We start from the raw sequence: 25,494 nt of genomic DNA on the forward strand, positions 1-25,494 counted from the left end.
TCAGCGCCGCCAACACCCACGACAGCCTGGCGCTGGAGCCGCTGGTGCGCAGTATCCCGCCGATCCGCTCACGTCGTGGGCCAAGGCGCCGCCGACCAGCGAAGCTTCATGGCGACAAGGGTTACGACTACCCGCACCTGCGTGCCTTCCTGCGCGGCCGGGGCATCACCCCGCGCATCGCCCGCCGCGGGATCGAATCCAGCCAACGCCTGGGACGCCACCGCTGGGTGGTGGAGCGGACCGTCTCCTGGCTGGCCGGCTGCCGCCGCTTACACCGGCGCTACGAACGCCGGGCGGACCATTTCGCATCCTTCGTCGCCATCGCTGCAGCCCTCATTTGCTACCGCCGACTTACCAAATGAGTCAACGTCTTAAGGGCGGGCCAGAGAACATGGCCGCTTTCGGCCTCTGGAAGTCATCGACCTGTCCTGGCCACCCCGCTACAAGATCAGGCGACTGCGACCACCAGGGTGACGTTTTCGCTGGGTGGTACTGCCGTTCCTGCTCTCACGTGTCCAGGAAAACGTCTCTCTGGTTGGTCTCTCGGCTGGGCTCGAGTATGGGATTCGCCCAGGGCGGCAAGCGCCGGAAGACGGATTCCGGCTACGGCCCTTGGTCCCCTGACGAGAGAAGATCACCATGCGTGAATACACCAAGCTGTACATCGACGGCGCCTGGCGCGAGCCGGAGCAGGGCACGGTCCTGGAGCTGACCGACCCCGCCACCGGCGAGGTGTCCGGCCGGGTGGCACTCGGCGGCGAGGCCGACGTCAACCGGGCGGTCGCCGCGGCCCGCCGCGCTTTCGTCTCGTACTCCAGGACCAGCCGCGAGGAGCGCATCGCGCTGCTGGAGCGGATCGCCGACGAGTATGAGCGGCGTGCCGACGACATGGTCGAGGCGGTCACTGCCGAGCTCGGGTGCCCGCGGGCGTTGTCCCGCGGGATGCACTTCGCTGCCGGACTGATCCAGTTCCGGGCTGCTGCGGAGGTACTCAAGACGTTCGAGTTCGTCTCGCAGCGCGGCGCCACTCAGGTGCGCAAGGAGCCGATCGGCGTGGCCGCGCTGATCACTCCGTGGAACTTCCCCGCGCTGCAGCCGGCGGGCAAGACCGCCTCGGCGCTCGCGGCCGGCTGCACGGTCGTACTCAAGCCGGCGCAGCTGGCTCCCTACTCCAGCATCGTGCTGGCTGAGATCATGGAGGCCGCGGGGGTTCCGGCTGGCGTGTTCAACCTGGTCAACGGCCGCGGTTCGGTGATCGGCAATGCGCTCAGCTCCCACCCCGACGTCGACGTGGTGTCCTTCACCGGCTCGGCTGACGCGGCGCTTCAGGTGAGCACCGCCGCGGCCAAGACGTCCAAGCGTGTGGCGACCGAGCTTGGCGGCAAGTCGCCCCAGGTGATCCTGCCCGACGCGGACCTGAACGTCGCGGTCGACACCGCGCTGACCTGGCTGATGGGCAACACCGGCCAGATCTGCAGCGCGCCGAGCCGCACTCTGGTGCCGCGTGAGCGGCTGGAGGAGTTCCTGGAGGTGCTGGTTCCCCGGGTGGAGTCGCTGAAGATCGGTGACCCGCGGGAGGACGGCACGCACATGGGCCCGCTGATCTCCGCCGAGCAGTGGCAGACCGTGCAGCACTACATCCAGGAGGGTCTGGACGCCGGTGCCACCCTGGTCACCGGCGGCCCGGGCAAGCCGGACGGCCTGGACAGCGGCCACTTCGTCAAGCCCACTGTGTTCACCAGGGTCACCAACGACATGACCATCGCCCAGGAGGAGATCTTCGGCCCGGTGATGTCGGTGATCACCTATGACAGCGTGGAGGAGGCCGTCGGGATCGCCAACGACACCCGCTACGGCCTGGCCGGCTACGTCACCGGCACCGACCTGGACGCCGCGCGGGACGTCGCCTCCCGCATCCAGGCCGGCTACGTCATCATCAACGACGCCGAGTTCGACTGGACCGCTCCCTGGGGCGGTTACAAGGAGTCGGGCAACGGCCGGGAGTGGGGTCCCGACGGGATGAACGAGTACCTGGAGACCAAGGTCGTCCTGGGCAGCTGACACTGGCCCGGGCACATGGGACGGGCTGACCCGCCGCTCGCTGTCGCGGGTCTGCCCATCCTTCGCCTACAGGCTTGGCCGCGGGTTCGCGGCTCTCGCCGACGCCCGAGCAAAGCGGTACATCAATCATGACCACGAACACAGCCGTCACCGGGAAGCCCCGAGGGAGCCATCGCTCCACCGCCTCCCTGCACCGGCCGCACCCGCGCCGCTGGCCGTTCTGGGCCATCACCGCGGTCGTCTTCACCGTGATGGCCGCGAGCAGCGCACCGTCTGCCCTGTACGGGCTCTACCAGCAGCGCTGGCACTTCGGCGCGACGATGTCGACGGTCATCTACGCGTGCTACGCCCTCGGAGCGATCCTGACCCTGCTGCTGGCCGGGGACCTGTCCGAGCACATTGGCAGGAAAAGGACGATCGTCAGCTCGCTGGGCGTCGTCGGCTGCAGCTTTGTGGTGTTCCTCTTCGCCCCTGGGGCCTGGGCGCTGTGCCTGGCCCGCCTGATCCAGGGGGTGGGGGTCGGGCTGCTGACGAGCAGCGCCGGTGCGGCGTTGGCGGATCTCCACCGGTACCGCAGCCACCACGTCGCGGCGGTGGCCAACAGCGCGGCGACCTCGGCGGGAATCGCGCTGGGTGCCGTGTTTTCCGGGGTCCTCGCCCAATACGCCCCCGCTCCGCTGCTCACCCCGTTCATCGTGCTGGCCGTGCTGTGCGCATGCGGGCTCGCCGCGGTCTGGGTGATCCCGGCTTGGGAAACCGGCCGGGGCGCTCACCCCACCTACCGTCCTGGCCTACTGCGGATGGCCGCCGGTATGCGGGGTGCGCTCCTGCGCGTGACACCGATCGTGACGGCGAGCTGGGCGGTGGTTGGCCTGTACCTGGCGCTGGGCGTCGAACTGACGGCGACGTTGCTGCACACCCGTGACCGGGCCCTGTCCTCGCTGTCATCCTCGTGGTGCAGGGGTGCGGCGGGCTCGCCCCAATGCTGGTGCGGGGGCTGAACGGCCGGGCCGCGTCGCTGTCGGGCTGTGTACTTCTCGTCGCAGGGGTGGCCGTGTCGGTCACCGGGTTCGGCGGCGGACACGCCCTCGTGTTCTTTGCCGGTGCGGCGATCACCGGCGCGGGCTTCGGCCTGTGCTTCATGGGCTCGACGAGCACCGTTACCGCGGCAGCCAAGGCCGAGGGGGATGCCTCCATAGTCTCGGGGTTCTTCGCCATCGCCTATATCGCGGTGAGCATGCCCATTGTCGTCCTGGGCGTGGTCGAACCGTGGCTCGGCCTGCAGGCGGCCTTCTCATGGTTCGGCCTGCTGGTGGCGCTGTTTGCTCTGGCAGCGGGGGCCATCGCCGTTCGAACGAGGTAGGGCCGCCCCTCCTCGCCGCACGCCACGCAGCGCCCCGCGCAACGGCGTTCACGTGCCTTCCCCACCTGCCACGGCGTTTGGGGGCAGAAGGGTCGGGCGGCGTTTCCTATGCAGATCCTTCCCTGGATGACTGTCTCGGATCCGGTGAGCATGGACGACAACCAGTACACATAGCATCGATTTGTAGGGAGCAAGAGATGACCACATTGTTTATCACCGGCGCATCCCGGGGTTTCGGTCTGGAGATCGTCCGCCAGGCACTGGAGCACGGAGACAACGTCGTGGCGACCGCGCGTGATCCCCAGGCCATCGAGAAGCAGCTGCCCGGGTACGCGGACCGGCTGCTCGCCGTGAAGCTGGATGTCACGGACGAGTCGCAGGCCCGTGCCGCGGCAACGGCCGCAGTGGAGCGGTTCGGGGGGATCGACGTCCTGGTCAACAACGCCGGGCGTGGCCTGCTGGGCGCGGTGGAGGAGGCATCGGATGCCGAAGTACGCGCGGTCTACGACACGAACGTCTTCGGTCTTCTGAACGTCACCCGTGCCGTGCTGCCGGTGATGCGCCGGCAGGGGTCGGGCCGCGTGCTGAACCTCAGCTCGATCGGAGGGTTCAGGAGCGTCGCCGGCTTCGGCATCTACTGCTCCACCAAGTTCGCCGTCGAGGGGATCTCCGAGGCGATGCGCCAGGAACTGGCCCCGTTGGGGATCCATGTCACGATCGTCGAGCCGGGCTACTTCCGCACCGACTTCCTCGACGCCAGCAGCCTGCACACCCAGGACGAGGTCATCGCCGACTACGCTCGCACGTCCGGCGCCATGCGTGGAGCCGTCCCCGGACTCAACCATGCCCAGCCCGGAGACCCCGTCAAGGGTGCGGCGGCCATCCTCACCCTCGTCGACGCCGGCACCCTGCCCCTTCGTGCCCAGCTCGGCAGCGACTGCGCGGCGGAGCTGGACCGCAAGATCGAACAGCTCCGAGAGGAGTCAGCGGCCTGGCGGCACCTGGCTCTGTCCACCGACCACGACGACACCAGGGCTGGAGGGTGATTCTCTGGCCTCACCGGCTCGCGGGACAGGCTGTCCAGGAGCGGCGGCCTGCCGTGCGCAGCCGACAGGCCGCGGGTCGCTGGGGGCACGGTGGTGCCGCCGTGCCCCGGCGCCGCGCCGGTCGGAGGCGCCAGACCGGATCCGCCCCGAGCGCATGATGACTCAGGGCGTCTCTCGGCACATGATGGTTAGGAGTGATTTCAATGCCGACTGAACTGGGTGAGTACCTGCGTGCCTGCCGAGCCCGGATCAGCGCCGAGCAGGCTGGTATTCCGTCGTCCGGGCATCGCCGGGTGCCGGGATTGCGGCGCGAGGAACTGGCCACGCTCGCGGGTGTCAGCTCGGACTACATCGTCCGCCTGGAGCAGGGCCGGGTCAAGTCCGCTTCGCCCGCGATTCTCTCAGCGCTCGCGCGGGCCCTGAACCTTCGCCCCGACGAGGAGGACTACCTGCGGCAGTGCGCGGCAGGTGCGGACTCCGCCGCTTCCCGAGCACGTTCGTCGGCGCCCCGCAGGCAGCGCGTGTCCCCGGCCACCCAGCTGCTGCTGGACAGCCTGACAGGTGTGCCCGCACTCGTGCTGGGCCGGCGGATGGACATTCTAGCCTGGAACAGTCTGGGCGCCGCACTGATCACCGACTTCGGCAGGCTGCCTCCGGAACGACGCAACCTCATATGGCTGACATTTCTCGATCCTGACGTTCGAGGACTCTACGCCCGCTGGGACACGGTGGCCCGCGAGTGTGTCGCCTACCTCAGAATGGACGCCGGCCGCTATCCGGAAGATCCCGAGCTCGCCCGTCTCGTCGGGGAACTGTCCATGAAGGACGCCGACTTCCGCCGGTGGTGGTCTACTCACCAGGTCCGTGCCCAGCACTACGGCCGCAAGGACTTCGTGCACGCGACCGCCGGAGAGCTCAGCCTCGACTTCCAGGTTCTGGATGTGCGAGGCACAGTGGATCAGACATTGCTCGTCTACACGGCCGAGCCGGACTCCCGCTCAGCGCAGGCCCTGGCGTTCCTGGCCGGCTGGGCTCCCGCCAAGCAGCCAGCCCCACAGGGGTGAACTTGCCCGGTGCCAGAAACTGGCAATGAGGGTCTGACCTGGTCTTCTAAGCTCAGCTCCTGTGCTGTTTCGACTTCTGTATCTGGCCCGCCAGTAGGAGTGGAACGGTGAGCCGGGGTTGGTGTCACATTCGTTGACGCTCGGGCCCATGGCGGGCGTTCTCACAAACATCTCCCAGAACGTGCTCTTGCTCCCACCTGAGTGAGAACGGGTTGTGAGAGGCATTCAGCGTCTCAGGCGATCTCTGACGAGCCTGGGCGATCTTGCTCTGGCAATGGATGTCCGACGGTGGCCTGCCCCCCTGCCCCCCTGCCCGTCAGGGCACGCTGCGCAGACGGCAAACCCTTCTGCCCCGCCCAGGGCGCGGGCAGGACGCGTAAGCCTCGCCGGCGAGCGCAGCGGAGGAGGCACTCCAACAGCCCGGCCGAACTACGGCAGGGACGGTCGGTTGAGCGCTGCCATGAGCTCACGGTTGGCGGCTCGCGCGGCGAGCAGCTCATCGGTGCGCTCCTCCAGTTGGCGTCGTAGGTCGAGGTGGAGCTGTTCGAGTTCGGTGATGCGCTGGCGCAGCGCGACGCTGTCGCCGGCCACCTGCAGGCCGGCGGCGTGGACGGCGGCCTGGCCCAGGGCCTCCGACAGGCGGGCTTCCAGCATGAGGACGTGGCGATGCAGTCGAGTGTTGCGCTGTTGGGCGTTGAGGAGGTCAGCCCGGAGGGAGGCAGTGCTAACCTGCACGCCGCTGGCCAGGGGAGGCTGGGGCTGGGTGGCGGCGGTCAGGACTGCGGCGTGCAGGTCGGGGTGGCGGTGGAGGAAGCTGCGGTGGACGCGGGCCGCGCGCGCGACAGCGGAGATGGTGATGTCCGCGCCCGCCGCTTGCAGGCTAGATAGCGCGTCATGGACGCGCTGGGTGCGGACCAGGGTGTCGCGGCGACGGGCCTGGACCAGCGGACTCGTGGTGGCGGCGTGGTCGTCCACGGGCGGCGTGGCCGCGCGATTGGAGGTCATGAAGTGCGGCCGATCTCTCGCACATTGGCCGCCCGGATGGCAGGCATTCCGAGATTGACGGTTTGCCGGGCGCTGCGCAGGACCTTGGTCGCGTCGCGGAGTTGCTGCCGCTCCTGCTCCGGCAGCTCATCCAGGTGGTCTTCGACGCGGCGGATCAGCGTCCGCATCTTGTTGATCTCGATGTCGCTTGGGGTCGCTTCGGCACGGGCCCAGTCTTGAAGGTCGCTGGTGGCCAGGACACGTTCGCGGTCGGCCAAGAGCTGGTCGAGGTGAGCGCGCAATTCGGGCAGATAGGACACGTCCGTACGGAAGTGGCCGCAGCCCAGGCAGCGGAAGCGGTAGGGGCAGGCGCCGCCGCCGGCTTGGACGTTGGAGGGCTCGACGCAGGTGCCGTAGGGGACGGACACCTGTCCGATGCGCATCCTGGCCCGTTCGCTGTCCAAAAGTGCGGCGGCTTGACGCCAGATCCGTTGGCCTGAGCCGTCGAATTGGTGGGCGGTGACGCGTTCGACGGCGGCGCGGCTGCGCTTTTCGGTGATTCGGTAGTAACCCTGGGTGGAATGGGCGGTGCGGTGCCCCATCAGCTCGCGCAGCACGTCGATCGGGGTGCCGACGTCGGCATGGCGTTGGGCGTAGCTGTGACGATAGGCGTAGGCCACCACCTCGCTGTGCGGGAAGAAGCCGCCGTCGGCCAGGACGAAGGGCGGCAGCGCGTCGACCCAAGCGCGGTGGATACCGGTCAGCACCGCCCCGCGCAGCGATCGCGTGCCGTCGGGGTTGCGCGTGACCGCCGGAAATAGCGCCAGCTTCTGCTCATCAGTGCTGGGGAAAGCGGCCCGGACGGCCGCCTGCTGGGCGCGGACGAGCTGGGCGCAGGCATCGGAGATCGGCAGCCGACGGCCTAGCCGATCTTCCTTGAAGTCGTCGTAGACGAGCACGTACTTGCCGTCGCCGTCGCGATCTAGGCAGTTCCACGGCAGCCGGCAGACTTCATCAGGACGGCGGCCGGTGTCCATCAGCAGCTCCACCGCCACCCGTACCGTTCGACCGGAGGCGGCTTCCAAGAGGGGCAGGGCGGCATCCAGTGCGGTCATGACCTCGGCAGGCAGTGCGCGGCCGGGCCCGGATAGGTAGTCGGTCTTGGGGATCTCACCGGCCCGGATCGCGAACTCCCCGGCCAGCCCGGCGGCGCATTGTCCTGGCCGGGTCAGCCCGAGATCGCGGGCTTGGCGCAGGACGGTGCGGGTATGGCGCAGCACGCGGGCGTGCCGTACGCTGCTGAGCTCGCCGATGGATGCCTGGTGTGCGAGCCGGTTGAGCAGCTGCACAATGTCCGGACGGCCCACCGTGGTGGGGTCCACGCCGGCGTCCGGGCGCGACACGCGCAGTACGGCCGACAGCTCGGCGAGCGAGTGGATGTAGTCGGCCACGACTCTGCCGGAGGCCTCACCGCGGCGGCGCGGCAGGTCTTCGGCCGCCCACCGTTTGGTGATCTCCCGTAGCCACGGCTGAGAGATCTCTGTGAAGTCTAGGCGGCCGCGGCGACCCAGGACGGCCAGGTCCCAGATGTCCTTGCGCTGCTCCTCCTCCGGCGTTGTGGTAGCGCGCACGATCTCGAGCTTGCAGGAGTTCCACAGCACGGACACATGGTGCGACAGGGCTGAGCCGTTCAGGGCGAACACGGTCGCCGCCTGCTGCGATCGCAGTTCACGGGCCAGCAGGTGCACCGCGCTGTAGCGGGTTTTGACCCCGCGAGCGGCTCGCTGCTGGAGACTGGCCAGCAACTCGGTTACAACCAGGGGCGCCAGACCTCGCAAGTTCACCACGCCGGAGACGGTGATGCCTGGATCGGTCCGGCACCACCGCTCGTGGGCCTGGCCCGCCGCAGATTCCTTCCGCTCCGCCCACCGTCGAGCATGCATCAGGCACAAGCGATCAGCGTTGCAGGCGACTCGCAGGCAAGCAGCCACCTGGCACGGGCCATAGCCGGGCAAGCCGTGCACATCCGGCCGACGCATGAAGGCGGCCACCGCCTCCTCATCCAATACGGGGCAGACCTCACGGCAGCGCCGCAGATGGGTGTTGCACAGCTCCTTGGCCCGCCAGGCCAGCGGTCGCTGGCAGCCCAGCACCCCGCACAACCGCTCGTCGATCAACCATTTGTACGCGAAGCCGGACACCTTCGGCGGCGGATCGGCCTCGAACTGTGCCCGGCTCAGCCCGCTGGCCGGCCACCGCGCCCGGCACCCCGTGCACATCCACCCAGGTGCTGTGGCATCGACCGCACACCCCGATACCGTGCACTGGTTCCAGCCCAGCAGCGGATGTTCCGGCGGCGGACGCAGCAACCCCGTCTCTTCCTCCCAGCCGATCTCGGCCAGGAACGCCCCGTCCAGCAGCCTCCGCAGCCGGTCTCCAACCAGCTCCGGCGGCAGGCCTGACGCGTGCGCTGCGGCCGTCATCGGACTGCCTGCGTTCGCGCCACCCGCTCGACAGCCGTGCGCAACCGCTCGGTCGACGGGTTCAAGTACGGCTGGGTCGAGGCCGGACTCGCATGCCCCAACAGTGCCTGGACCTCATCCACTGTCCCGCCCGCCGCCAGCACGTTGTCGGCGAAGGCGTGCCGAAGCTGGTGGGGGTGTATCTGACGATCGAGCCCGGCCCGGCGGGACAAGGCCGCCAGCACCTCATTCAGCGCCCCTGGCCGCATCGGCACACCCAACGGCGCACGGAACAGGTTGACCAGCACAAAGTCGCAGCCCTCGGCCTGCTGGCAGGCCTGGCGCTCCCACGCGTAGGCGTCAAAAGCCTGCACCAGCAGGAAGTCCACCGGAACGGCCCGCGAACGCCCCGATTTGGCCCACGCCCCTCGCGGCGACTCCTCCCGACGTACCACGTGCACGTGCTCTCCCGGCACCTGACAACCGGCTCCGGTCGAGTCCAGCGCCAGATGCACATCGGCTCGTCGTAGCCCGGCTACCTCGCCGCGCCGCAATCCCGCTCTGGCCAGCAACAGCACGATTAACCGGTCGCGGGCCGACCGGCACGCGTGTAGCAACGCCAGCGCCTCCTCATCGCTGGCCCGCACCACCTGTCGCTCACCCACTGACAATCGATGCCGCGGCCGCGCGATATGGCGCAGGCCCATCCCCTCAGCGCGCAGCTCGGCCGGTAGCCACCGGTCGTCCCCTACCTCATACAACCCCGCCAATACAGAGGAGGGAGCCAGCCCGACAGCGACGGCGTGCTTGAAGAACTCCCGCACAGCCACCAGCACGGCGTTGATCCGCCTCGGTTGCCGCACCACCAGCGCCACCGGCTCACCGTCCATCCGACGCAGGGTTGATGGCCCTGGCGCGTGGCGCAGCCACAGCATGAACCCGCCCAACCGGTCGACCGCCTCCCGCCAATCGTCCTGCGCCTGACCACACCACACCAGATACAGCGCCACCGCCGTGGCATAGGCCTGTGTCGTGCCCTCGGCCCGGCCCGCACCGAGCCGGAGATGCTGCAAGAACGCGTCTGCGGCGGGATGCACCCTCAGCTGCTCATCCACCACCGTCCAGTACCGAACCCCCGAGGGCAGACACACCACAAACGCTCGCACAAGATCACCTCCAGTCAGGAGGCGATCAACTTAGCCCGACAACCCCGCCATCTGCTGCATCCCCGACGGAAGGTGTCGCGCACTAGTGATCGAACAGTCTCCCTGCGACAGTGCGCGACACATCTCCGACCCCTACGAAAGGTGAAGCACCACCTGGTGGCGGAGGTCGTCATCGGCGGGTGGAGGGCTGGCGGGGGCCGCCAGTCGGGCCTGGCGGGGTCGCTGCTGCTCGGTGTCCCCGACGGTCGGGGCGGCCTGGCGTATGTGGGGCACGTCGGGACGGGGTTCACCGATGTGATGCGGGCCGACATGGCGGCCCGGTTGAAGCCGCTCGAGCAGCAGGCCAGTCCGTTCGCGGGGCGGGTCCCGGTCGAGGATGCGCGGGGCGGCAGGTGGGTGCGGCCGGCCCTGGTGGGCGAAGTCCACTTCAGCGAGTGGACGGTGGACGGCCGGTTGCGGCATCCGTCGTGGAGGGGGCTGCGTACCGATGTGCGCCCGGCCGACGTGCTGCCGATCGAGTAACAGCGCGCGAGTTGATCGGCCGCGCGCCGTGCTCCACAGGATCCGTTTCCGCCCTCTCCCCCCACCCACAAAGTAACAGAACGGTAACGATACTGGGCGGCTTGCGCCAGTTCGGGCTGGGTGCGACAGGACCCGCGAAACGGACGCTCATGGCGCGAAGCGTCACAGTTCTAGCGCGCCGCGGTTCGGCCAGACGTCGCCGAGCGCCCGACTTTCGCGCCCGAGCCAGACCCTCCGGCCAAGCTGGAGAGCCACGAGAAGGGTGGCGAGTGCCGAATATATCCGCGCCTGCAGCCTGCAGTAATAGGCAAACACAATCACTATTGATTTGCCTCACGCATTGGCTTCAACGCCATTGCCGCGGCAATTCCCAGCGTGCGACTTTTCCGCCGACTGGCGTACTGCAAGTGCTTACTCAGTTGGCATGTACTAAGCGAAGCACCAGCTCAGCGGCATGCACTAAACCGGACATTGATCTTGGCGGGTGCGCTCCACAGAGCGCGCGGACGGACAACCAAAGGGCGCAGATGCGGCGTAGAGTTCTCCTACAGAAACGCCAAAGACCGCCCCCGAATATTCGGACGGCGGTCGTTGGCGAAGATCGCTCCCAGACAGGGCGCACCTCGGTGTGGTGCCTTCATGGTACGCCCTGTCTGGGAGCACCGACAGAAAGGTGCACCATGATCGAGATTCCGTTCCCGTTGCCCGTGTCGTTCCAGCTGCCACTGACCTTCCAACTTCCTGTGCTGGGGGACCGCGAGCGACCCATGTGGGTCTACGCCAGCGCGCTCATCATCGTGATCGTCGTCCTGCTCGTGCTGCGGCAGACGGCGATGTCCTGCGTGATCGAGCTGCAGGTCTAGCGTCGACCGCCCGCGGGGAGTCAGCGCGCGCTGCTCCCCGCACGCCGGCGGGACGACAGGGATGTGGCCGGGAAGTGCGTGAGCCCCGCACCGGCGCCGGTGCGGGGCTCGCGTCGCGTGGTGCCGAGCAACCTTGCCGCCATGTCGACTGTGGCGGGTCGGGCCTCGCGTCGGCCCTTCTTGCTTGGAGGCAGCCTAGCGGCAGGGCACCGGGGCGTCCGGCATTGACGACGCGGGGGCATGGTGAGAGCCCGCACTGGTTGATGCGGGATCTGGCCGTGGCGGGTCAGCGGGCGGGCAGGCCTGCGGGGCGGCTGTGAGGAAATCCAGCTGGCGAGGGCCGCGCAGGCCCTTCTCCCACGCCTTCGCGAAGCCGGGGCCGACCTTGTCGGAGGTGAGGGCCGGCCCGATCGTCAGTATCTCCTCCACGCACGGGAAGTAGCGGTTGCGGCGGTGGGTCCAGGCCCGTCGATGGGGGCCGTCGCGTTCGACTGTCGCCTCGAGCGCGCGGGCCCGCCGCGACAGCTCGTCGAGCGCCTCGGTGCGGCCGCCGTCGGCGACACGGACGAGGGAGCGCACCGCGTTGCCCATCTTCGTCGGCTTGCCCTTCTTGGCTCGGAACGCCCGCCGCACTTCGTACAGCGCCCCTTCCTGCTCGGCGAGGTGGCGGGCGAACTGGCGCAGCAGCGGCCGCGCTGCCTGTTCGGCGGCAAGCATGCCATGCCGCGGGTTGAGCGCCACCGCAGTGTGCTCCATGAGCAGCGGCAGCGCCCGATCGGCCTCGGGACTCCGGCGGAGGTGCACAGTCGCCAGCGAGCGGGCACACGATCCCTGCTGCGACACCAGACTCCACGGCGTCTGCTATGTCCCATTTGTTATCAACAAGCTTCTTTACTTTTAGCTGGGGCTTATGTGACGATCATGCAGTTTGTAATCGATCAAGAAAGGCCGGCGTGACAACACACCGACCGAGGCCCCGCGGGTTAACCAGTGGTTACCGTCGTACCTCAGTGCTCGCAGCCGTCGGGCTGACCGCCTCACTCATCACAGCACCAGCTTCGGCACACTCGACTCCCTCGACTTCCGCAACCACCACTCCTCCGGTTCCCGCTGCCACCTCAACGGGCACATCCGACCCCGTTGGGATTGCACGGCAAGAAGCCAAGAAGTCCAACAAGCGAGTCGAGATCCCCGAACGCAACACCGAGACGACAACGCTCTACGCCAACCCCGACGGCAAGACCTTGCGGATGGAGCTGTACCTGGAGCCCATCCGGGTCAAGAACGCCAACGGCGACGGCTTAACCCCGATCGACACCACCCTCGTCGAGGCAGACGGAGTCATCAAGCCGAAGGCAGCCAAAGGCAGCCTGACGCTGTCCCCTGGCGGCAACACCGAAGCGATCAAGAGCAAGAGCGGCGACATCGCCGCCCAGATCGACGCTCCGCACACGTTGCCCAAGCCCACGCTCAACGGCAGCACCGCCACCTACGCATCCACTTACGGCAAGGGCATCGACCTGGTCGTCACGGCCACCCCGACCGGGTTCCGCCAGCAGATCGTCATCCGGCAACGCCCCACTGGACCGGTGACCTTCCGCGTCCCCGTGGATCTGCCCAAGGGCATCTCCTTCGGCAAGAACGCCAAGGGGCAGCCGACGCTGAAGAGCGCCGACGGCAAGCACAGCCTCGACCTCCGGCCCGCGGCGCTGCTGGATGCGGCCGCGGCCGACGCGAACGCCGACCTGGGTGCCGTCCGGGTCGGCAGGGCGCAGGTGAACCTGGACAGCTCGGCGCTGGTGTACAGTCCCGACCCGGCCTTCCTCGCCGATCCAGCGACGACGTTCCCGGTGACAATGGCCGCTGTCAACGACGACTGGTGGGAATGCACTCTCGGGAACTGCCCCGACGGTGTCGGCGATCCGATGGACACGTACATCAATGACGTGGACCTCACCGACAGCTGGGACATGCACGCTCGCGACCAGATGTGGGTCGGCAAGTCCTACGCCAGCAGCATCGCCAAGCGCTGGCGCGCCTACATCCAGTTCCCGCTTCCCAGGTCAAGCGACCCGTTCTGGGGCTCCAGGATTCAGAACGCCGACCTGGAGCTGTGGAACTACCTGTCCAACGACTGCGGCTTGTTCGTCGGGTCCGGAATCACCGCCCGGCGAATCACGTCCGACTGGGACCATCTAACCCTGCAGTGGGGCGACCAGCCGTCGGTCACCAACGTGGGCGCGGACACCGAGTACGGGGCCTACAGTCCCGACTGCTCCGGTTCGATGAACTACGAGCACGACCTCATCCACTACGTCAACCCGATCGTGCAAGAGTGGGCTGACGGAGAGCCGAACTATGGCTTCCAGCTCACCGCCGGCGACGAATCCGAGCTACGGAACTGGCGCCGCTACCGCACCCGCGAGCAGACCAGCGGCTATCCCGCCCACGGTCCCAGGCTCACCGTCGACTTCGAGCCACCCGCTAAGCCCCGCCTCGGCGTGGTCATGTTGGAGGAGGGAGAGTCGTCCCCCAAGACATATGGGGAACTCGATCAACTGATTGCCGACGGACGGGTGACTAACACACTTCCGGAACCTGACCCTATTACCTTCGAGCAGGCTCAGGAGTACAGAGACAACAGTGACCAGGACTACACCGTTCCGCACGAGGAGCTAGAAGTACCGCTCCCCGCGCCGGAGGCCGATGTAGCGGCACATTGGTCGTTCGATGAGGGTTCCGGCACGACTGCCGCTGACAGTTCAGGTAATGAACACCATGCAACTGTCAACAGTGGCATCTCATGGACTCCTGGCATCGGCACCTCTGCGCTTACCAATGTCGGTGTCAGCACTTCGGGCGTTGCCGGCCCTGTCGCCCAGAATGCACTGCCGGGTCGGGTCACCGCGTCCCGCAAGGCTGCGGCCGACAAAGTTCGAGTGGAGGTCAACGAGGAAACAACCGAGACCAGCGTCACCTACGCCGAACCTGATGGTAAGTCGTTCACCACTGAGATCACCACAGGCCCGGTACGGACTCAACGTAACGGCAGATGGATTCCGATCGACACCTCGCTGATCGAGCAAGGCGGGGCGCTGAAGGCGAAGGCTCTCGCGGCTGGTGCCAGCGTGGAGGTCTCTACGGGTGGCACGGGCGCGTTCGTGACAATGACCACCGCGGAGGGGCAGCGCTACGCCCTCCGCTGGCCGACCGAGTTGCCCAAGCCGACCGTTGCCAAGAACGTCGTCACGTTCGCCGATGCCGCCGGTCGGGGTGCGGACCTGGTGGTGACCGTGCTGCCGACCGGGTTCCGGCACGACGTGATGCTGCGCGAGCGGCCCGCCAAGCCGCTGGAACTGCGCATCGGCGTGGAAGCCGGTGATCTCACCTTGTCCGAGGGCAAGGGCGGGCGCCTCTTGCTGACGGGTAAAGACGAGAAGTTGGTAGCGTCGGCACCGCAGCCGATCATGTGGGATGGCAGCGCTAAGGGCCGCCTGCCGCTTGCCAAGCACGCGGTCATCGACACCCAAGTCGTGTCCAAGACCGGGCGCACCGAACTGGTGCTCAAGCCCGACCACGCGTTCCTCTCGGACCCGAAGACCGTGTACCCGGTCCGGGTGGACCCAACCACGACGCTACCGGTCAACAACGACCTCACCGTCTTCACTACCGACACAGCCAGCTCGCCCGCCTACCCGAGCAGCAATGCCATGTTCGTCGGTGTACAGAATGGTCAGAAGGGGCGCGCCCTGCTGCGCTTCGACACCTCTTCGCTGGTGGGCAAGACCGTCACCGATGCCAAGCTGTCGATGTCGATCATCGATGCCAATACCTGCGGAGCGGCAGTCGGGCAGGGTGTACAAGCGGCCCGCGTGACCGGCGCCTGGGATGAGAACAACCTCTATTGGGCGAACAAGCCCGCCTTCACCACAGAAGACGCCCAAATCAACAAAGCCTCCATCGATTGCACAGGCGCTCAGACCCCGACGGAATGGAACATCACCGGCATCAGCCAGGACTGGGCCGCCGGCGCGGCCAACCACGGCCTGGTACTGAAGGCGCCAACCGAAAACACCGTCATCGAAAATCGACACTACGCCTCCTCCGAGGGCACCGAATGGAACGCCCCGCCCAAGATTGTCGTCACGACCAGCGCACCGGCATCGTCCCCCACGATCGCTAATCTCACGATCACCCCAGCGCAGGATGTCGCTGGCACGATCGTGACCACCTCACTCACCCCGCAACTGGCTGCGACCGTCGCCGACACCGTCGGCGGCAACCTGACCGGCGAATTCGAGGTCGAACACGACCCGGCCACCACCGGGCAAGGAACCGGCCAGATCTGGACCGGCAGCTCCACTGCGGTGGCCTCCGGCAACCCCGCCACGGTTACCTTACCGGCCGGGAAGCTCGCCGACGGTTGGAAGATCCGCTGGCGAGTCCGTGCTGCCAATGCAACCGCGGGAACCGCCTCGGCATGGTCGGACTGGCAGACTGCAACGGTGGACGTGCCGAACCCAACTGTCGGCCTGTTCCAGGTCACGCCGTCGCAACTGGTTGACGGTCAGACGGTCACCACCAGCTTGACGCCTACCCTGCATACCACCGTGACGGACCCGGCCGCGCAGCCAGTGCGAGCGGAGTTCGAGGTCGAGCACGATCCGGCGGCGACCGGGCAAGGCAGTGGGCAGATCTGGGCCGGAGCTGTCGACAACGTGGCCTCTGGAGCCCAGGCCAGCCTCACCGTACCTGCCGGCAAACTGAACGACGGCTGGCGGATCCGCTGGCGCGCTCGCGCAAGCAACACGGCAACCTCAATTAGTTCACCCTGGTCGGAGTGGCAGAGCCTGACGATCGACGTTCCCGACCCGGGCTCCGAGCCAGCGGTCACGGCGCTACAGATCACTCCGTCCTCTCAGGTCGAAGGTAAGACCGTCACCGACACGCTCACTCCAACCCTGTTGGCGCAGGTAATCGACCCAGTCGGTGGCAGCCTGCGGGGCGAGTTCGAAGTCGAGCACGATCCAGCCGCCCCTGGCCAGGGCACCGGCCAAATCTGGGCTGGAGGAAGCGACAACGTCCCAGCGGGAACGCAGGCCAGCATCGCTATCCCCGGAGACAAGCTCACCGACGGATGGCTGGTGCGTTGGCGAGCACGCGCCGTTTCGACCACCGCGGCCTCCGCCTGGTCAGATTGGCAGCACTTCACTGTCGACGTTCCCAACGCCACCGTGACCAATATTTCAATCACGCCCTCGGTGGTGATTGACGGTACGGTCACAACCACGCTTACCCCGACCCTGAAGGCCACCTTCACACATCCCAGTGATCAACCTATGCGGGGCGAGTTCGAGGTCGAGCACGATCCGGCCGCCCCCGGCCAGGGCACCGGCCAGATCTGGACCGGAGCCCTGGAGGACATAGCTTCCGACACCCTCGGTCAGATCGCCATACCATCAGGCAAACTCGTCCACGGATGGAAGATTCGCTGGCGCGTCAGGGCGGAAGCCGCTCAGCACTCGTCAGCTTGGTCAATGTGGAAACAGGCCACCGTCAAGACAACCCTCCTACAAGGAGGACCGTTCGCACAAACGAGCGGCGCGGTTCTCCCCCCAAGCTCGGACTTCACCGTAGCCGCTTGGCTACGTCTGAGCGACAAGGACGGCGCCTACACAATCCTTGAGCAACGAGGCGCCCACCAAGCACCTTTCCGGCTTGGTAATGACCCCGAACACGGTCTGATATTCACATTTACGAGCGCTGACGACCCAGGAGCGACCGTCGAGGGGCTGCGGTCCAACGTAGAGCCACCGGTCGACGAATGGTTCCACCTGGCTGCGACCTACACAAGCTATTCCCGCACCGCAAGCCTCTATCTCAACGGGGAGAGCATCGGCAGTGCCTCCCTCAACTTCTCGCCATGGAACGCCCCCAGCGCAATGACGCTGGGGACCGCGATCACTGGCACCTTGGACGAGGTCTGGGTCTACGGCAGAGAACTCGTCCCCGATGAGATCTTCGCTCTCATGGACAGTAGCTCCGCGACGACCCCGACTGCATCTGACGACGGATCCACCGCAAGGGCCCAGGCCGCCAGTACCCCCTTCACCTACGACCGGATAGACGCAAAGACCTGCAAGAAGGAATACACGGGCAAGCGTACCTATGGTTTGTTGAAGAATCGGTTCAGCGGCTGCCTCCGCAGTACCGCCTTCGTCTTTCAACCGGATGACGAAAGCGACCCTCAAGACGTAATCGACCCGGAAGGAAGTTGGACACTCGATTTCCTTTACATCGCCAAGACGTACTCCGGCCGCCGAGGACTGGACACCGGTGGCACCACAACTCGCGACATATGGTTCGACGTATACCTCGGCTTCGAGTATGGCGGCAATGATCCATTGGGTAACGTGGAAGATGTCGAGCTCACTGTAGGCATGAACCCGCCCGCGAATCAGACTTCCTGCCAACATGTCACGACCTTCGGCGGCAGCCCGCAGCAGAACCATATCTCGAAAAAGATCAAAGACTGGGACGTTCTTTACGACCCCAACTCCAACGAAATTCCGCACGTCGGCACATTCCGCTTCCGAGCCCCCGCAGCAAACGCACCAGCAACACGAAAGAATCGCGAAGACGAAACCGTCGACAACAACGTCGCCGGCGTGGGCGACAGAATTTCAGACTGCGTCTTCAACCGGTACGCGACAATCACCTACGCACCAGACGCAGAGCGCGTGAAGTGGACACATGGCCAGTCCAGCAAGGACATAGCTGTTAGATGTGACTCTGCCAACAAGGAGCAGGTTTCGCGCACCACTGGCGGCTGCACCCTTCCAGTAACACCCTCCATTCGGTGGCAAATGGACAGGGGATACAATGAGGCCTACATCCATTACTGGAAGGCCTGCTACGACAAGGCCGACACTTTCCCGAAAAATATAGGGAAGACAATTCCCGGCTGTGCAGTGAATGAGACCGAACGCCCCGCCAATAGCCAGTTTCTCTGGCGAGTAGGAGAGCCTCGAAAAGGAAACAGCAATGGCCGTGCAGTCACGAGGTGCAGGAGCCTGTGGCCGAGTTACGGAACGAACGGCCAGCAATGCGATGAGTATCCTTTCCAATCTGCAGGCAACCGCACCGTTGCTGAAGATCAAGCAGGAAACTTCTCTGTCTGCGCTATGCCGGCAGCCCCGAATGAAACTGCGGGAAATCTTCTAGGCCGCCTCTTCAACAACGACAGAATCCTGCACGAGGACGTGTTCTTCAACAGGTTCTCCGGTAGACCGGACCCTCTTCCGAAAATGGAAGAACACTGCTGGCCAGGACACATCAGAAAGGCCTCCGGCTACTACACCGGCACAACCGGCCCCTAGCAGTTGATCGCCCTGGCCGCCGTGGAAGCGTCTGCTGCTTCCACGGCGGCCAGGCTTGCCTCTCAACACGGAAAGGCTAACTGAAATGAACTTCGAAGACGCCGTCGCCTACTACACGGAGCTCATGCAGTCCGGCGTCGGTTTTGGGGCAGCACTGGCTTGGACCGTCATCCGTCCTCTCGGGGATCCCCTGCCGCTTGAAGACGCCGCCACACGGCTGATCGGAGGAGGACATCCAGAGCTGGTGGAGTCCGACGAGGAATTCACGGAGGAGGCCGAGTTCTTGGAGGGCAAGGCCGTCTATCTGGGACGAGCAGGGGCGGCAACCATGATGGTTGAACCGGGCGGGTTCAGCTACGTCCGCAGACCGCAGGTCATGGCCTGGCTCAGCCGAGACGCGCAAGTCTGGCACCTGTCGTGGAATGTCAAGGGCATGACAGTCCTGGAGTACGCAGCGCATGGACAATGGCTCGCCCGGGCACCCGAACTAGATCTAGAGATGCTGCACGGCGCCGACCCCTCTGCGCTGGAGAAGGAGGCGGCAGCGCTCCAAGAGGTCGCCAGTGCTCCCTGGCCGACGCAGAAAGCGACCGCAATGGCGATCATCGAACTACGCACTGGTGCGCGCCTACCCATGGATTGGTGGGACCATCCCCACCCGGTAGCCATCGTTGACCCGCTGATTTCAGATGAATGCCCGCCGATCGCCCTCTGGCACTACGAACCCGATTTGGCCGCCAGAGTGCAACTCACGTCCCAGGAGATCCGGCAGGCGATACTGCTGCGACTGGCCAATGCCTTAATCGAACGTTTCGACCTTGGACAGCCGATCATCCAGGCTGTGCGGTCGGCGAACGACCACCTGCCGCTCAACCCCAAACTACTGGAGGAGGTACGGGTCGAGTGGGAGAGCCTAGGAAGACCTTGGGCAGGCCGCGGCTTCGCTGTCAGAGCGGAGGACGAGGACGCCTGGCACCGGTGGGTAGCAGCGAACGCCGTCCGCCACACCCTGCGTTCCCTGAACGAAGGCGCGAGCTATCTTGACGGGGTGACCTACGCCAGGTTCGCGTTGGCTGAGCAGTGGCCCGAAACGAGAAATTGGATGCGCGAGATGACACGCGACGCGAGCGGCTGAATCTCGTAGTACGGCTACAGGCTGGGGAAGACGTTCCTGCGAACCTCGCCTCTTGCTGTGACCGACACGTAGCCACACCGACGAGCTTGGGCAGGCTGCGTTCAGCGCCCATGTCCCAAAGTCCTACTGGAGCCGCACCGAAGCTCAACTCGGCCGCCGATCTGCTGGTCGGGTCGACGGCCATCGGCAGGCAGACTTGGTGAGGCGGGCCGGTCAGACGAAGCCGGACACGTCGTCGAGCAGGCCAGCAGTCTTGACGCCTTGTAGGCGAAGTCGGTCTACACGCTGGGGACGTATAGTCGCCCACGTGCTCGTCGTAGGAGTCCAGCTGCGAGGCGATCGCTTCCCAGCCTGGGTCGTCGAGCGTGACGTCGTGGTGCTCGTCGAGGTAGCTGGCGAACCACTCGCGGTCGAGGTAGTCCACAGCGATCTGGCCGATGTCGGCCATCAGCGTTTTGGGGGCGTCGCCCCGTACTCGCTGTCGACGAGCTGGGCCAGTAGCGTGCGAGGGGTTGTGTGGGCGGCCCGCGCCTGGTCGCTGTCGTCGAAGACAGTCACCTGGCCGACTTCGACACGGAGAGGGACTGTGGAGTAGTCACGGAGGAGCGCCGAGCGCGGGTCGTCCAGGGTGACCGAGACGCGCACTGCCTGCAGACGGGGGTCGAGGTACCGCTGGTGTCGAGCTTGAGCGCTTCTTCCTTGATGGTGGCCGCTCGGGCGCGGATCTGGTCGGCTCGCGACTGGTTGGTCATGGTGGCGACTGCTAGGTGCTGGGCGGATGAGCCCCGGGACGGCTTGGCCGCCCCGGGGTGATGACGTTGGTTAGGCGGCTTCGTGGTAGATGCGGTAGTCGATGAAGCGCGCCTTCTTGCTCGCGTTGCACGAACGGCAGAGCGGCTGAATGTTGTCAATCGCGGGGGGGCCACCACGACTCAGCGCGATGATGTGATCGGGCTCCAACGGCCGATCGGTGGCGAGGCGGGCCAAGCAGCAGTCGTAGGCATCACGAAGAGCCATCCACTCGCTTTCGGTGACGCCAGGACCGTCAGCGCGCTGCAGGCGTGCACGGTAGCGAGCCCGGCGTGCGCGGTTGGCTTCAGTTCTGCACTCGGCGGTTCTTCCAGTAGTTCGCACGAGCTGCGGCTCGGGCCTTTTCGAGGTTGCGCGCCCGGTAGGCACGATCTCTGGCTCTGGCTTTGTCCAGGTCCTGCAGGCGCTGCTCTTTGGCCACTGCGGCGTTGCAGGGCCTGCATCGCCCCACACGTCCATACCGTCCGCTGCCCGGAAAGTAGTCGTCGGGCGGCCTGTCCTCACCGCACCGCTTGCACACCTTGCTTGCCGGCACGATCGTCAGCAGCTCAAGTTGGCGCGGGCTCACAGCAGCTCGCTCTGGACCCAGGGGCGCGGCCTCATCATTGCGCCGAGCTCCGGAATGGTCTCTCCGGTCTGCTCCTGGTACCACTGCCGGAACATGCTCCGATGGCACCAGGACCCTTCCTCGTCGAGCTTGTCGAAGCAGAGGAGAACGAGCGGCCGGCCTGGCTCGTGCCGAGCGGCCATGTCGGCGAACTCGGCAAGGATGGCGTCGAGGCCGGTGCCGTCCAGGTGGCGCCGGTAGAGAAGCGTGTATGCGTCGAAGGGCCGTTGAAGGAACTCGCGACGCGGGGTGATGAGCTTCGCGTGGCCGGCGAGCTCGTAGCGAAAGAACCGCGGGTGGCCCACGGTGGTGCGCACCGGGTGGCCCATGGCGGGCACGAACTCCTGGTAGGTGCAGGTTGCCAGGGTCACGGTCTGCGCGGAGGCCGGGCGCGGGGCGTCCGGTTCTGGGTTGGGCACTTGCTGGTCCTTCCTGTGGTGGGGCGGGCGCCCCCGGCGCGAGCCGCGCCGGGGGGCCATAGGGGTCAGATGAGTCCGCCGTGGATCGCGTACCAGCGGCCGAGGGTCTCGCCGTACTCGTTGTGCTGGCCGTCGTCGACGACGATCACGTCGCGGGAGAAGCCGCCGTCGGTGCGGACGGGCACCGCGCTGAGGCTGGAGGCGTTGCCGCCGCGCAGCTCGGCTTTGGCGGGGGCCATGACGTAGCCGACGTAGTAGCCCTTGGCGGCGTCGTTGGCGCGGGCGGTCTGTGCCTTCTTGGCCTTGGAGGGGCCGAACCAGCCGCGGCGCCGGCCGTTGGGGTCGTCGGTGGCCAGCAGGGCCCAGTAGTAGCCCCACTCCCCCAGGACTCGGATGGCGGGCACCAGGTTGCCGTCGGTGTCGAACAGGGCGGGGAACATGGCGCGGCCGCCGTTGTCGTCGATGTCGGCCTGGAGGCGCTTCTCGGCGGCCATCAGCCCGGACGCCCACTGACTCATGAAGCCGTCGTTGCCGCTCTGCTCGAAGGAGCGGTATGCCTCGCGGTCGTGCTGGGCGGCCTGCTCGCGGAGGTCGGTGGCTGTGGTCATGTGGGCGCTCCTGGCTGGCTGGGTGGAGAAGTGGTGTGCAATTCTCACACTACACTTATGGGGCGACAGTTGCAATTGATACCGTACGTATAGAGGGCAGGAATCGGCCTATGACCAGCAGTTTTACCTGCCCTCCCCTGCCTGTTACTCGCTGCCGCTCACGCCGCGCGCCTCGCGCCGCCTGGCGGCGATCAGGTCCCGCACCTGCTGGGCGTTCAGGCCTTCCAGCTCGGCGGCGGTCACCTTGCCCTGCACCTTGTCGTAGGGCAGCGTGTCGGTCGACATCTTGCCGTGCGCCCTGCTGGCGCACATGGCGACGGTCGCGACCTGGCCGCGCGTGATCCACAGGTGGGCCCACGGGATCGTGAGGCTGCGCGCGTTGACCCGGACGATCTCGACGGCCGTCTCGAAATAGATCACGAAGTCGCCCTTGTCGAAGTCGTCGCGGCTCCAGATCTTCACGCCGCGTTCGGCGGCCTGGGCGAGCACGTCCTGCCAGTAGCCGATCTCGTCGTCGAGGTGGGCGAGGTCGGCCTGGCGGACGGCCAGCCGCTCGCCGGTCGGCCGCACCCTGGCCACGCGGGTGCCGTCGTCGTAGGAGCGCACCAGCTCGGCGCCTTCGGGCAGCTCCTCGCCGGCGTAGAACTCCTTCGTCCACCCGTTCTCGATGACGTCGGCCTGCCGGCGCCGCTCGGCGGCCAGCTTGTCGAGGCGGCGGCGGGTGGTGCCGACATCCTCGCGGTGGTCGCGGTAGCGGGCTGCCGCCTGCTCCCGGCCCGCCCAGTAGCGGCCCTTCTTGTGCTCCTGCACGGCTGCGCCTTCCTGAGCGTGCGCCCAGTCCAGCAGCCGGCGGTGCCTGCCCTCGCTGTGGTGGCCGACCAGGATCGGCTGGCCTGGCGGGACGTGACTCATTCGCTCTCGCACAGCGTCCCAGCGGGCATCGCCGGCCCGGGTGTTGCGGGCGGCGCGCTCGCCGTACCGGTCGGCGCGGCCTTCGGCCCGCTCGTTGCGCTCGGCTTCGGCTTCGGCGAAGGAGCGGCCCAGGGTGACGTCGTCGATGTCGATCTCGACGGTGAAGCCGGCCTTCCGGAGCGCCTCGGCGGCCGCGTTGATCTTCCAGTTGTCGGCGGCCTTGTCCTGCGAGTTGCGGATGTAGATGCCGACGTGCCGGGACCAGCGGAACCAGGGTCGGACGAGCTCCCACACGCCGTCGCCTTTCCGGCTGCCCTCCAGGAGCGTGCCATCGGCGCGGGTGTGGACGATGCGGATGGCGGGCTTGCCGCTGTCGGCGGGGGCGGCGGTCGATGTCTGGTCGGTGGTCACGCGGACTCCTCGGTCTCGGTCTGGACGGTCTGGGCGGGGGTGGTGAAGGCGGCCGGGTCGGGCTGGTTGCGGGACTGGGCGCGGACGTCGTCCCACACGTAGGCCAGGGGCATGCCGGGCTCGCAGGCGTCGACGGCGACGTCGGTCGCGTCATGGTCGTGGGCGTGCCAGGCGAGCGTCCACGCGGTCGCCTGGGCGGCGCTGCCGGCGTGTACCGCGTACGTGTGCGAGTCTTCGCCGTCGTAGCGGGTGTGGTCGGCGACGGTGACGGTCCACACGTTGTCGCAGCCGATGCCCATCAGCTCGGCGAGGTCGACGAGGATGGTGGTGGCTTCAACGTCGGAGCGGTGCCAGTCACCGGGCAGGACCGGCTGGCCGGCGGCCTCCCGGTCGGACATGGCGCCGCGTTCGGTCCGCCAGGTGGTGATGCGCTCGCGCAGCGGTTCGAGGTCGAATCGGGTCATGGTCGGGTGCTCCTTCGCTGGTCAGACGGTGAACAGGTCGAGCTGGCGCGGCCGGTTGACGTGCCAGGTGTGGTTGCGGATGGTGCAGCCGTCCTGGCCGGTGGGGACGACGGCGAGCACCGTGTAGACGTCAGCTCCGGACGGCTTGAACGCGTCGGGCGGCAGCGGGATGAACTCGCCGCCGTTGCGCTCGACCAGGTCGCGCAGCTGGGTGTGGGCGCGGTCGTTGCGCCAGGTGATGCTGTCGGGCATGACGGAGACGAGGAGGGCGTCGTCGCCGAGGAAGCCGAGCGCGTGGTTGACGTGGTCGACCGCGTTGGTGAACGGCGGGTTCATGAGGACGCGCCGGAAGCCTTCGGCGTAGTCGAGCGGGTTGAGGTCGGTCAGGAAGTCGCCGTGCAGGACCATGCGGGCTCCGCAGCGTTCCTCGAGGACGGCGGCGCGCCGCTCGTCGATCTCGACGCAGTCGACGACGCCGCCGCGTCCGGCTGCCGGCCCGGCGATGGCGCCGGTCCCGGCCGACGGCTCCAGCACGGTCATGCCGGGTCGAATGGACGCCTGCTCAAGAATCTCGTGGACCACGTTGGGCGGGGTGGGGTACCAGCCGAGGTCCAAGCGGGACATGAACTCGCCGGCGAGGATCGCCTGCTGCATGAAGTCTTCTATCGGGTGCGGGAAAACGTGGGCGCGTACCGCCTTCCTGCCGTCCCACTTGCCGCCCGCCTCCTTCAGAAGCTTGTTGACGCGTTCGTACAGCGGCCGGTCGAGCTCGAACGGGATGTGCAGACGGTCGCCCTCGATGAGGGTGCGCGGGTCGGCGAGGACGTCGAGCACGTCGCTGGGGATCTTCAAAGCGGTGTCCTTTCTTCCGGTGGCCGTGAACCAGGAGGCGCATATCTCCGCCACCGCAAACTATGAATCTGATAGCCACGAGTGCAGGGTTGAGCCCTGCACCCATGGAGGGGCGGAGGGTTAGCCGGCCCGGCGGCGTCCCTGCGTGACCGCCTCTTCGGCGTCGGCGAGGGTCGCATGGCAGGTGGGGCGGTCGTGGCCCGGCCAGAACAGCCAGTAGGTGGCGCTGTCGCCGGGGGCGCGGTGGGCGACGTAGCCGTCGCTGCTGCGGTAGGAGGCTTCGGGGTGGATCACGCGCCCGAGCTGGATGTGCACGGCCTGGGCGGGGGTGGCGAGCTTGGCGAGGATGGCCATGGGGCGGGCTCC

General features: G+C 66.9%; 21 protein-coding genes. 10 read left to right on the forward strand and 11 right to left on the reverse strand.

Features of this window, described 5'->3' with window-relative positions:
* The 6 genes from ABFX50_RS13930 to ABFX50_RS13955 all read left to right on the forward strand — a co-directional run.
* On the forward strand, positions 1 to 362 hold a 362-nt coding region (locus ABFX50_RS13930), incomplete at its 5' end, for a transposase (RefSeq protein WP_346146467.1).
* A gap of 277 nt (positions 363 to 639) precedes the next feature.
* Positions 640 to 2,061: an aldehyde dehydrogenase family protein gene (locus tag ABFX50_RS13935; protein WP_346146469.1), complete on the forward strand. Its 1,422-nt coding sequence runs from the start codon at positions 640 to 642 to the stop codon at positions 2,059 to 2,061.
* Positions 2,062 to 2,189: 128 nt separating this feature from the next.
* Positions 2,190 to 3,062: an MFS transporter gene (locus ABFX50_RS13940; protein WP_346146471.1), complete on the forward strand. Its 873-nt coding sequence runs from the start codon at positions 2,190 to 2,192 to the stop codon at positions 3,060 to 3,062.
* Positions 3,044 to 3,424, forward strand: a complete 381-nt coding sequence (locus ABFX50_RS13945) for a hypothetical protein (protein WP_346146473.1) — start codon at positions 3,044 to 3,046, stop codon at positions 3,422 to 3,424. Before ABFX50_RS13940 ends, ABFX50_RS13945 begins: the two co-directional genes overlap by 19 nt.
* 197 nt (positions 3,425 to 3,621) lie before the next feature.
* Positions 3,622 to 4,470, forward strand: a complete 849-nt coding sequence (locus ABFX50_RS13950) for an oxidoreductase (RefSeq protein WP_346146475.1) — start codon at positions 3,622 to 3,624, stop codon at positions 4,468 to 4,470.
* Positions 4,471 to 4,673: 203 nt separating this feature from the next.
* Positions 4,674 to 5,534, forward strand: a complete 861-nt coding sequence (locus ABFX50_RS13955; RefSeq protein WP_346146477.1) for a helix-turn-helix domain-containing protein — start codon at positions 4,674 to 4,676, stop codon at positions 5,532 to 5,534.
* Between the two features lie 429 nt (positions 5,535 to 5,963).
* Here ABFX50_RS13955 and ABFX50_RS13960 read toward each other — a convergent pair whose 3' ends face one another.
* The 3 genes from ABFX50_RS13960 to ABFX50_RS13970 are packed head-to-tail and all read right to left on the reverse strand — an operon-like array spanning position 5,964 to position 10,095.
* Positions 5,964 to 6,539: a DUF6262 family protein gene (locus tag ABFX50_RS13960; RefSeq protein WP_346146479.1), complete on the reverse strand. Its 576-nt coding sequence runs from the start codon at positions 6,537 to 6,539 to the stop codon at positions 5,964 to 5,966.
* Positions 6,536 to 9,001: a tyrosine-type recombinase/integrase gene (locus ABFX50_RS13965; RefSeq protein ID WP_346146481.1), complete on the reverse strand. Its 2,466-nt coding sequence runs from the start codon at positions 8,999 to 9,001 to the stop codon at positions 6,536 to 6,538. The genes ABFX50_RS13960 and ABFX50_RS13965 overlap by 4 nt, the downstream gene beginning before the upstream one ends.
* Entirely contained in the window at positions 8,998 to 10,095 is a 1,098-nt protein-coding gene (locus ABFX50_RS13970; protein WP_346146483.1) for a tyrosine-type recombinase/integrase, read from the reverse strand. Before ABFX50_RS13970 ends, ABFX50_RS13965 begins: the two co-directional genes overlap by 4 nt.
* A gap of 192 nt (positions 10,096 to 10,287) precedes the next feature.
* Here ABFX50_RS13970 and ABFX50_RS13975 point away from each other — a divergent pair, with 192 nt between their 5' ends.
* A complete protein-coding gene (locus ABFX50_RS13975) occupies positions 10,288 to 10,668 on the forward strand; it encodes an ATP dependent DNA ligase (RefSeq protein WP_346146485.1) in 381 nt (126 codons plus the stop codon).
* Between the two features lie 680 nt (positions 10,669 to 11,348).
* Complete coding sequence (locus tag ABFX50_RS13980) at positions 11,349 to 11,531, forward strand: hypothetical protein (RefSeq protein WP_346146487.1); 183 nt, start codon at positions 11,349 to 11,351, stop codon at positions 11,529 to 11,531.
* Positions 11,532 to 11,726: 195 nt separating this feature from the next.
* Here ABFX50_RS13980 and ABFX50_RS13985 read toward each other — a convergent pair whose 3' ends face one another.
* Positions 11,727 to 12,272, reverse strand: coding sequence for a hypothetical protein (locus ABFX50_RS13985; protein ID WP_346146489.1), 546 nt, complete (start codon positions 12,270 to 12,272; stop codon positions 11,727 to 11,729).
* A gap of 269 nt (positions 12,273 to 12,541) precedes the next feature.
* On the opposite strand from ABFX50_RS13985, the gene ABFX50_RS13990 reads away from it, so the two are divergent.
* The gene (locus ABFX50_RS13990; protein ID WP_346146491.1) at positions 12,542 to 18,910 is read left to right on the forward strand and encodes a DNRLRE domain-containing protein; all 6,369 of its coding nucleotides are present in this window, start codon (positions 12,542 to 12,544) and stop codon (positions 18,908 to 18,910) included.
* Between the two features lie 85 nt (positions 18,911 to 18,995).
* On the forward strand, positions 18,996 to 20,045 hold the full coding sequence (locus tag ABFX50_RS13995) for a hypothetical protein (protein ID WP_346146493.1): 1,050 nt from the start codon (positions 18,996 to 18,998) through the stop codon (positions 20,043 to 20,045).
* A gap of 822 nt (positions 20,046 to 20,867) precedes the next feature.
* On the opposite strand, the gene ABFX50_RS14000 is transcribed toward ABFX50_RS13995, so the two are convergent.
* The 7 genes from ABFX50_RS14000 to ABFX50_RS14030 all read right to left on the reverse strand — a co-directional run bounded on the left by ABFX50_RS14000 (position 20,868) and on the right by ABFX50_RS14030 (position 25,482).
* Positions 20,868 to 21,062, reverse strand: a complete 195-nt coding sequence (locus tag ABFX50_RS14000) for an HNH endonuclease (protein WP_346146495.1) — start codon at positions 21,060 to 21,062, stop codon at positions 20,868 to 20,870.
* Positions 21,063 to 21,419: 357 nt separating this feature from the next.
* Positions 21,420 to 21,881: a hypothetical protein gene (locus tag ABFX50_RS14005; protein WP_346146497.1), complete on the reverse strand. Its 462-nt coding sequence runs from the start codon at positions 21,879 to 21,881 to the stop codon at positions 21,420 to 21,422.
* A 65-nt stretch (positions 21,882 to 21,946) separates the two neighbouring features.
* Positions 21,947 to 22,489: a hypothetical protein gene (locus tag ABFX50_RS14010; protein WP_346146499.1), complete on the reverse strand. Its 543-nt coding sequence runs from the start codon at positions 22,487 to 22,489 to the stop codon at positions 21,947 to 21,949.
* Between the two features lie 144 nt (positions 22,490 to 22,633).
* Entirely contained in the window at positions 22,634 to 23,812 is a 1,179-nt protein-coding gene (locus ABFX50_RS14015) for a DUF3560 domain-containing protein (RefSeq protein ID WP_346146501.1), read from the reverse strand.
* Complete coding sequence (locus ABFX50_RS14020) at positions 23,809 to 24,276, reverse strand: hypothetical protein (RefSeq protein ID WP_346146503.1); 468 nt, start codon at positions 24,274 to 24,276, stop codon at positions 23,809 to 23,811. The genes ABFX50_RS14015 and ABFX50_RS14020 overlap by 4 nt, the downstream gene beginning before the upstream one ends.
* A 21-nt stretch (positions 24,277 to 24,297) precedes the next feature.
* Entirely contained in the window at positions 24,298 to 25,128 is an 831-nt protein-coding gene (locus ABFX50_RS14025; RefSeq protein ID WP_346146505.1) for a DUF6094 domain-containing protein, read from the reverse strand.
* Between the two features lie 120 nt (positions 25,129 to 25,248).
* Positions 25,249 to 25,482: a hypothetical protein gene (locus tag ABFX50_RS14030; RefSeq protein ID WP_346146507.1), complete on the reverse strand. Its 234-nt coding sequence runs from the start codon at positions 25,480 to 25,482 to the stop codon at positions 25,249 to 25,251.
* Positions 25,483 to 25,494: the final 12 nt, after the last annotated feature.

The organism is Nonomuraea recticatena, assembly GCF_039533245.1.
GTDB classification, from domain to species: domain Bacteria; phylum Actinomycetota; class Actinomycetes; order Streptosporangiales; family Streptosporangiaceae; genus Nonomuraea; species Nonomuraea roseola.

Bases quoted from the DNA above. Each gene is read 5' to 3' on its own strand.
- ABFX50_RS13935 (WP_346146469.1), top strand. From the start codon at position 640: ATGCGTGAATACACCAAGCTGTACATCGACGGCGCCTGGCGCGAGCCG.
- ABFX50_RS13940 (WP_346146471.1), top strand. From the start codon at position 2,190: ATGACCACGAACACAGCCGTCACCGGGAAGCCCCGAGGGAGCCATCGC.
- ABFX50_RS13945 (WP_346146473.1), top strand. From the start codon at position 3,044: ATGCTGGTGCGGGGGCTGAACGGCCGGGCCGCGTCGCTGTCGGGCTGT.
- ABFX50_RS13950 (WP_346146475.1), top strand. From the start codon at position 3,622: ATGACCACATTGTTTATCACCGGCGCATCCCGGGGTTTCGGTCTGGAG.
- ABFX50_RS13955 (WP_346146477.1), top strand. From the start codon at position 4,674: ATGCCGACTGAACTGGGTGAGTACCTGCGTGCCTGCCGAGCCCGGATC.
- ABFX50_RS13960 (WP_346146479.1), bottom strand. From the start codon at position 6,539: ATGACCTCCAATCGCGCGGCCACGCCGCCCGTGGACGACCACGCCGCC.
- ABFX50_RS13965 (WP_346146481.1), bottom strand. From the start codon at position 9,001: ATGACGGCCGCAGCGCACGCGTCAGGCCTGCCGCCGGAGCTGGTTGGA.
- ABFX50_RS13980 (WP_346146487.1), top strand. From the start codon at position 11,349: ATGATCGAGATTCCGTTCCCGTTGCCCGTGTCGTTCCAGCTGCCACTG.
- ABFX50_RS13995 (WP_346146493.1), top strand. From the start codon at position 18,996: ATGAACTTCGAAGACGCCGTCGCCTACTACACGGAGCTCATGCAGTCC.
- ABFX50_RS14000 (WP_346146495.1), bottom strand. From the start codon at position 21,062: ATGGCTCTTCGTGATGCCTACGACTGCTGCTTGGCCCGCCTCGCCACC.
- ABFX50_RS14010 (WP_346146499.1), bottom strand. From the start codon at position 22,489: ATGACCACAGCCACCGACCTCCGCGAGCAGGCCGCCCAGCACGACCGC.
- ABFX50_RS14020 (WP_346146503.1), bottom strand. From the start codon at position 24,276: ATGACCCGATTCGACCTCGAACCGCTGCGCGAGCGCATCACCACCTGG.
- ABFX50_RS14030 (WP_346146507.1), bottom strand. From the start codon at position 25,482: ATGGCCATCCTCGCCAAGCTCGCCACCCCCGCCCAGGCCGTGCACATC.